This is a genomic window from Fictibacillus iocasae (assembly GCF_042665465.1).
In the GTDB taxonomy this organism is placed as follows: Bacteria; Bacillota; Bacilli; order Bacillales; family Fictibacillaceae; genus Fictibacillus; species Fictibacillus iocasae.
On record NZ_JBHTCP010000033.1, the window covers coordinates 1 to 7,496 of the forward strand.

Annotated in this window: 7 protein-coding genes and 1 pseudogene; 5 read left to right on the top strand and 3 right to left on the bottom strand. The window is 42.7% G+C overall.

All coding sequences use genetic code 11. The features are described from left to right. Positions 1-456: 456 nt before the first annotated feature. A pseudogene (locus ACFQPF_RS11490) lies at positions 457-1,534 on the top strand (aminopeptidase). Positions 1,535-1,620: 86 nt separating this feature from the next. Here the strand turns inward: ACFQPF_RS11490 and ACFQPF_RS11495 are convergent. Continuing rightward, on the bottom strand, positions 1,621-2,205 hold the full coding sequence (locus tag ACFQPF_RS11495; RefSeq protein ID WP_379749752.1) for a vWA domain-containing protein: 585 nt from the start codon (positions 2,203-2,205) through the stop codon (positions 1,621-1,623). A 94-nt stretch (positions 2,206-2,299) separates the two neighbouring features. Here ACFQPF_RS11495 and ACFQPF_RS11500 point away from each other — a divergent pair, with 94 nt between their 5' ends. Next, a complete protein-coding gene (locus ACFQPF_RS11500; protein WP_379749754.1) occupies positions 2,300-2,800 on the top strand; it encodes a hypothetical protein in 501 nt (166 codons plus the stop codon). A 58-nt stretch (positions 2,801-2,858) separates the two neighbouring features. On the opposite strand, the gene ACFQPF_RS11505 is transcribed toward ACFQPF_RS11500, so the two are convergent. After that, a complete protein-coding gene (locus ACFQPF_RS11505) occupies positions 2,859-3,809 on the bottom strand; it encodes a glycine-rich domain-containing protein (RefSeq protein ID WP_379749756.1) in 951 nt (316 codons plus the stop codon). Positions 3,810-3,937: 128 nt separating this feature from the next. Next, positions 3,938-4,459: a cysteine hydrolase family protein gene (locus ACFQPF_RS11510; RefSeq protein WP_379749758.1), complete on the bottom strand. Its 522-nt coding sequence runs from the start codon at positions 4,457-4,459 to the stop codon at positions 3,938-3,940. A gap of 224 nt (positions 4,460-4,683) precedes the next feature. On the opposite strand from ACFQPF_RS11510, the gene ACFQPF_RS11515 reads away from it, so the two are divergent. From ACFQPF_RS11515 to ACFQPF_RS11525, 3 genes are all read left to right on the top strand, one after another. Further along, entirely contained in the window at positions 4,684-5,616 is a 933-nt protein-coding gene (locus ACFQPF_RS11515) for a DUF2628 domain-containing protein (RefSeq protein WP_379749759.1), read from the top strand. Positions 5,617-5,790: 174 nt separating this feature from the next. Beyond that, positions 5,791-6,675 (top strand): LpxD N-terminal domain-containing protein, encoded by an 885-nt coding sequence (locus ACFQPF_RS11520; RefSeq protein WP_379749761.1) that lies wholly within the window; start codon positions 5,791-5,793, stop codon positions 6,673-6,675. A gap of 9 nt (positions 6,676-6,684) precedes the next feature. Further along, positions 6,685-7,344, top strand: a complete 660-nt coding sequence (locus tag ACFQPF_RS11525; RefSeq protein WP_379749763.1) for a PIG-L deacetylase family protein — start codon at positions 6,685-6,687, stop codon at positions 7,342-7,344. Positions 7,345-7,496: the final 152 nt, after the last annotated feature.

Here is a 7,496-nt window from a genome sequence, read left to right on the forward strand (position 1 = left end):
CTCGGCTCACTTCTTCCTTCTTCGGCGATTGCGACGGCAATTTTTTCTTTGGACACGTCTAAACCTACGTATTTTTTGGTATGCTTCATAATAAGCAACTCCTTTTGTATTGTAGCTCTGATTTGGTTTTGTTTGAGTACAAACAGTCTAACCAAATTAACCTACGCTGTTACGTACAGGAGTTGCTTCGTTCATGATAACTTTTTCCCTAAACTTTTTGACTGCGTCGAATTTCTCCTATGTTAAAAAGTTATATTTTCTTAAAGTGTTAAAAAGCCTAGACGATCGTCTAAGCTTTTTCATCACGTTTATTAGAATTAGACCATCCGATCTTCGTACTTAAATGGTATAATTACAGCTAGATATATCCATTTTTTGGTCGATTGCGAGGGCTATGCTACACGAATCGGCTTGCCCGTTTGTTTACGATAAAGCAAGTGAAAAGGGAGATAAATGATGAAGGACGAGAGACTTATCAAGCTTGCCCAAAATGTGATCAATCACAGCATCAGTGTTCAACCAGGTGAAAATGTACTCATTCATGCGGTGGATAGCAAGAATTCTTTTTTGCTTTATCCCTTTATCGATGAGATCTATCATGCTGGTGGTCATGCTTTTATTGAATATACAGATTCTCGCATCAATCGCAAAATGATTAGGCAAGGAACAGAAAGCCAATTCCAACTCGAATCAACGCTTAAACTGGAGCAGATGAAGAAAATGGATGCGGTAATTATTCTGCTTGGCGAAGAAAACGTTTCCGAATATGCAGATATACCAGCTGAAAAGCGCAGCATCGTTCGCGATATTTACAAACCAGTCAGCGATGAACAGCTCAAGAAAAAATGGATTGTGTTTAATCTTCCCACAGAAGCTTACGCGCAGCTTGCGGGCATGAGTACAGAAGCCTATACAGATTTTTTATTTGAAACGTGTACAATGAATTACAGCAATATGTCTCGAGCGATGGATGCTCTTGTTCATTTAATGAACGAAACAGACAGCGTTAGAATTGTTGCTCCCAATACCGATCTCCAATTTTCCATTAAAGATATCCCTGCCGTAAAATGTGATGGAAAAGTCAACTTGCCTGATGGTGAGGTGTACACTGCGCCCATAAAAGACTCAGTAAACGGTACGATTACATGAACATATACAGTTGACATTTATAAACGGAAAAATTACGGAAACCCGCTGCAGCAATAATGAACAGCTGACAGAGCTTCTGAATACAGATGAAGGTGCGCGTTTTATCGGTGAGTTTGCCATTGGAATAAATCCATACATCAATCAAATCATGAATGACATCGGCTTTGATGAGAAAATCAATGGCAGTATTCATTTGGCAATCGGCCAAGCGTACGATAACGCAAGCAACGGGAACCAATCAGCCCTTCACTGGGATATTGTGCTGCTGTTAAAGTCTGAGCACGGCGGCGGAGAGATCTATTTTGATGATGTTCTAATCAGTAAAGATGGCCGATTTGTTCATGATTCATTGCTCGGACTGAACTCTGAAAACCTCTTAATCTAGGAAAGCAAAGTCAGGCACGTGCCTGACTTTGCTTTCATTTACTTGCTCCTTTCATTTATTCATGGCCCGCTCACGTTCACGTACCATTATTTCTCTCTTATCTCATCAACCGCCTCGCACATCACACTATACATCTTCTCCACACCTTCGTTGGAGGCTTCAAAATGATAGGCGTGTTCTTCAGAAATGCCAAGGTTGCTGGCTTCTCTCGCCACGTCCATGTTGGCACCCATGAAGATGAATTCCCAGCTGTATTTCTCCTTTTGATGGGTGATTAGCTTGTTGATTTTCTCATAGCTGTATTCCGTGCTGGCGTTTTCCATGCCGTCTGTCGTAATGACGAAAATCACTTTGCCGGGTCTCGCTTCTTCACTCATCTTAGAGAGCCTTTGCCCCACGCTTGTGATTGTTCGGCCGACGGCATCGAGCAGCGCCGTGCATCCGCGCACATAATAATCATCCTCCGTAAGCACCGCTTCCCATGCTTCCACTCCGTCCCATAGCACCTCATATTCATCATCAAACAAAACCGTGGTGATACGCGTTTCTCCTGCCAGTACACTTTGTTTTTTGACGAAAGCATTAAACCCTCCGATCGTGTCACTCTCTAAACCAGCCATAGAACCACTTCTGTCCAGTAGAAAAACAATCTCCGTTAACTCCTTATTCATCACCCATCATCTCCCTTGTTGTTCATGGTATAATTATATCGAGATTACTCCATTATTTGGTCGCTTGTGAGGCGACATTTGGGAGGCGGACCGCATGTTAACCGATCAGCTGCTGCAAGACATTCAAGAATATATTGAGCTGCATACAATTGTGGAACGGTTCAGCTCCAAGCACATGATTGAAGCTGAAGTTTGTGAATCTGCTCTTCCTGATTTTTATGAACTGGATGATTTCATTCATCATCATAAAAAACCGACGTTCAGAGAAGTACTTTTCAGCTATATGGATGATTCAGGAGAAAAAGATGCTGCTGTTTATACAAGAGCAGGTCTTGACCGCCGGCACTTTTCCAAAATACGCGGCAAAAGGGATTACAAGCCAAAGAAGGATACGGTGATTGCCCTCGCTCTGGCGCTTCGCCTGGACATGGACCAGACGGATGAACTTCTGACATCCGCTGGATACAGCCTTTCGCAAAGTGATGACTATGATTTGATCATTCAGTATTTTATAGAAAAACAAACGTATGATATTGGCTTGATTAATGAAGCGCTCTACGCGCTGAAGGGCAGAACATTAGCTGGTGCGGTGTAACTTTATAACAACAATGTCTAAAGAAAACGCTCAGATCACACTTCGATCTGAGCGTTTTTCAGTCACCGCCACCGCAGCCGCTGCTGCAGCTGCTGTCGCTGTAACTGGAACAGCTAGAGCATGAGCTGCAATCTGAGCTATTACTCTTCTTCTTTTTCGTAGTCGGAAAAGAATAGACGACAGGCTGCAAGCCATATACCACTTTCATTTGGTTGTCATAATCGTACGGATATTTGTATGATGTGAAGATCATCGCTTCCGCCATCTTATCGGCGTGCCTGATTGGATCCTTAATGTGCTTAGGGGTGTACTTTTGCCTCGTTCGGTTGACATTGACCATCATTTTCCGCTTCAACGATTCAATCATGGCATAAACTAATTCTTTATTGGCGTTCTTTCTAAAATATTTTTTCGATAGTTCGGAATGAGACAGGTTATGAAAATCATTAATAGTCTCTTTAGACAGAGGGGATTGAAAGAATCGGCCCCACACATAGTTCGAATACTCGGTATGTTTAAATAACTCTGTGTACAATAAATCAAACCACGCACGTCCGCTTGGATCGGCCTTCTTCTTACTATTCGGCGTATGGTGAATGAGCTGTCCGCAAAATTGATGACAAAACGTTTCATAGTCTTTTGTAAACATAATCATCTCATGCCACAGTTCATCTGTCTTCTCACTGAACATCGGAACATTCTTCACTACTGAACACAGCAATAGGAAGCGCTGCATTTCAAAAAAGTAATGATTGTACACGGCTTCATCAGTTTTTGGGTGTTCGGCTAGGTAACGTGTTTTTATGTTAGATTGATAGTCTTCCGTTAACGCCATCTTAAGCGCCTTGACACTATGCTTTAGTGGAGAAGAGTAGTGAATACCGAGGTGGTCAGGGATAGGAACCTTGCTCGCGAGATCTCTAGCTTTTTTTCGCGTTATGTACTGATAGACAGCATACACGCTAGCCGCGATAACAATGACAATGGCACTGCGAATGAATTCAATCATAGAAAAGCCTCCAGCTAAAAAATAGACTCTCTGCAATAGAGAGCCTCTGCCGCGGAAAAAGACCGCTGCACTTCATGTACCATCAGTATATATAAAGTTGTAAATAATGTAAATTTCACTATTTCTGATTATCCGAAGTCTATATCTCTCGTTTTCTTCACATCCGCAAACCATCTCAGAACTTCATTGTGATGGGTGACAATCTGCTGCGCAGAGAGTTCTCCTGTCCCCCACGTGCTGTGGGCATCTGCCGCAAGTGTTACGTTAAATCGCAGGCTGAACGCTCTTCTGCACGTTGTATCCACACACACTTCACTTTGGATGCCCGCCAACACAAGGTGTTCCACATCTAACCTTTTCAATTCTTCATATAACGCCGTCTCATGAAATGAATCAGGCGTGGTTTTCTCAATCATGATGTCATGGGGCAGTGGCGCAATCTCTGAAGTGATCTGCCAGGCATCGGACCCGCGTTCCAGCAGCCTGCCTGATGGCGCATTGTGCTGAATGTACACAACAGAAGCATCGTTTGAACGAGCCTGTGCAATCAGCTCCTTTATGTTGCCGAGAAGCTCTTCTGCGCCATGCACCGGATTCTCTTTAAGAAACATCCCTTTTTGCACATCGATGATCAATAAGGCTGTTTTCATTTAGGTAGACTCTCCAATCATTGTTCTAAACTAATCTTTTGTTTCAACATATTTATGTAGTACTGGCTCTATTTCTATGCTTATCGGTTTCATAAACGTCATAACTCCATCTCATTTAAATTATCCCTGATTTCAATGGAACACCCCACTTCTCCCTATTATAGTTAATGTTGTATGATTTTTGAAAATAGTTTAGTAAACTAGAAAAAAAGGGGGATGTTGTCGTGTTTTGTGATCAGTGTGGAAATCAAATAGATGGTAACTCGGTTTTCTGCAGCAAATGCGGAAAGAAACTCATAGATGTCCATCATGAAAGTGCAAATGAACAAGCTGCTGAACGCGAGGCGGTTTTCGTGGAGCCGTCACCTCAAGAACGGCATAAGAATCTGCTGACTGCGTTTGTTGGCAAAAACGCTCATGAGTACATACCGAAATGGGAGAACCGGAAAAGTCCTTTCTCTCCAAGCTGGAATTGGGCCTCGTTTTTCCTTACGCCTTTTTGGTTAGGATACAGAAAAATGTATGGTCATCTTGCCCTCTATTGGGGTGTGTGCGGCTTAATGGCGTTACTGACCATGAACGAAATCATCATTAACGTACTGAGCTTGTTAATGGCTGTCATCTACGGAATATACGGAAATCAGCTTTATTACCTGAAAGCGACTAAAGCCGTGCGTAAGGTAGAAGCCTACTCTTCCAATGACACTGCCTCAGAGCTTGCTTTGCGCAAGAAGGGTGGCACTTCTAAGGCTGGTGTATTTATTTCAATTCTTAGCTTTATTTTGGCTATTGCCATTTTTGCTGCTATCTTCATCTTTATGATGTCTGGAAAGGTGATCTTCGGGACAGGAGTAGACGAGATCGGCGTTACAGGAATGAGCGAAACGTTTGAAAAAGGTGATGACATCTATTACGAAGCTGATTTCGGCGGGCCAATCGGCAGATCGACCATCGAGCTTTCCTTATTTAAAATAGAGGACGGCAAGGAAGAGCTGTATTTGGAGTTGGAAGAAGGCGTTTCACCCGATTGGGAAGGCAGCTTCAACCTGCTGGACGGCGAGGATGATGGAGATCCCGATCTTGAAAGAGGCGACTATATCCTTCGTGTCTGGGACGGAGATGACGTTATTAGCGAAGGAGAGTTTTCGGTCAAGTAACAGTTTTTTATACTTAGTCAATTTATTTTCCCGCCCTAAGCACAGGGAAAAAATGGGCTGCCTATTTGTGTTTATTCAACACATTTGGGCAGCTTTTCTTATGGAATACAGTCACTGAAGCCATTACGTACATACTATATAAACATCATTACTATTACAATAAGGGACTGTATTATGAATAGGGATTTTCAATTAAACGAACTTTTACACTTTCTCAATCTTGCTCCTAGGACTGAACATCTCCTATTAAAAGGATTTTCATCCATCTATGAGACTAAGCCGGAAACATTGTCATGGATGCAAAACCAGTCACTGGATTGGGATGATGTGAAAGCTTCAGTGGTAATTTGTTCTGAAGATTTTCAGCCACCGTCTGGCACATGCATTGTCTTTATACCTGTACCTAATCCGAGAAAAGCGTTTGCCTTATCCCTGCGCCACTTTTGTTTTTTAAAGAAAATTGTCGGAATCTCGCCCTCCGCTATGATTGGTGAGAATTGTGACATTGCAGAAGATGTCTATATTGGCCACAACGTCATTATAGGCGACCATGTAAAAATAGGCAGCGGTTCGCAAATTCTCCATCAGGCGGTTATTGGCGACAACACGATCATCGGTTCAGCTTGCGTCATTCATAGCGGAGCGATTATTGGAGCGGATGGTTTTGGATACGAATCGGATGAAAACGGAGTACCGTTTAAAATACCTCATCTTGGTCATGTTATTTTAGAAAATAATGTGGAGATTGGCAGTCATACCTGTGTTGCACGAGGCGTCTTATCAAGCACCATGCTCAGAGAAGGCGCGAAAATAGGAAACCTCGTGCACATCTCCCACAATGTTAAGGTTGGCCGCTATGCCATGATTACGAGTCACGTTCATGTGAGCGGCAGTGTAAGCATAGGCGACTACTCTTGGATTGCCCCCGGTTCTACATTCAAACAAGGTATATCAGTTGGAGAGCACTCGGTCATCGGACTTGGTGCTGCCGTAATACACGATGTTGAAGCGAATGATACGGTTGGCGGGGTCCCGGCAAAAAGTTTAAAGAATAAATAAGGTGATGCAATGAAAGGAAAAGCGTTAGTAATTGCTTCGCACCCTGATGATGAAATGCTAGGCTGCGCAGGGACTTTAAAGAAGTTGATTCTGTCAGGCTATGAGGTAGTTACGGTTATTGTAGCTCAAGGTCGCAGTGTAGAAGTAGATGAATACCTTCAAAAGCAGGCGTTGCTAGCGAATCAAAGCTTAGGCATACAAAAAGTTACTTTTTTGAACCTGCCTAATTTGAAATTAGACACTCTTCCTCTGCTTCATATTGTACAAAAAATAGAGGCCGTAGTTGAGTTGCATCAACCATCCCTCATTTTCACTCATCATTATGGTGATTTGAATAGAGACCATCAGATTACGTTCCAAGCCGTGATGACGGCAGCACGGCCCCTCCCCAGTAAAAAGCCTATCGACATCTTTTGCTTTGAAACGGTCTCTTCCACCGAATGGACAACACATACGAATGATAGACAATTTAAACCAAATTATTATGTTGATATAAAAGAAACCTATTCAAGCAAGCTACGGGCACTTCGTTATTACGACTTAGAGATGAAGCCTTTTCCACATCCCCGCTCCTACCGAGGTGTAAACTATTTAGCAAGAGTTAGAGGAATGGAAGCTGGAGTAGAGATGGCAGAAGCGTTTGAAATGATACGCATGATTTGGAAGTAGAGAAGGCAGCTGGTCAATATGACCCGCTGCCTTCTTCTATCTTCATTTATATGAATGAATTTCATAATTCCCGACCCTAGAGTACCAGGGTTTTCAGAACACGAAAAAAGGAGTACCTCCCCAAAAACTCGAATTTGTTAAGTACGACCAAA

Excerpts from the sequence above, each read along its gene's own strand:
- ACFQPF_RS11520 (WP_379749761.1), top strand. The coding sequence starts at position 5,791 with ATGAATAGGGATTTTCAATTAAACGAACTTTTACACTTTCTCAATCTT.
- ACFQPF_RS11495 (WP_379749752.1), bottom strand. The coding sequence starts at position 2,205 with ATGAATAAGGAGTTAACGGAGATTGTTTTTCTACTGGACAGAAGTGGT.
- ACFQPF_RS11510 (WP_379749758.1), bottom strand. The coding sequence starts at position 4,459 with ATGAAAACAGCCTTATTGATCATCGATGTGCAAAAAGGGATGTTTCTT.
- ACFQPF_RS11525 (WP_379749763.1), top strand. The coding sequence starts at position 6,685 with ATGAAAGGAAAAGCGTTAGTAATTGCTTCGCACCCTGATGATGAAATG.
- ACFQPF_RS11505 (WP_379749756.1), bottom strand. The coding sequence starts at position 3,809 with ATGATTGAATTCATTCGCAGTGCCATTGTCATTGTTATCGCGGCTAGC.
- ACFQPF_RS11500 (WP_379749754.1), top strand. The coding sequence starts at position 2,300 with ATGTTAACCGATCAGCTGCTGCAAGACATTCAAGAATATATTGAGCTG.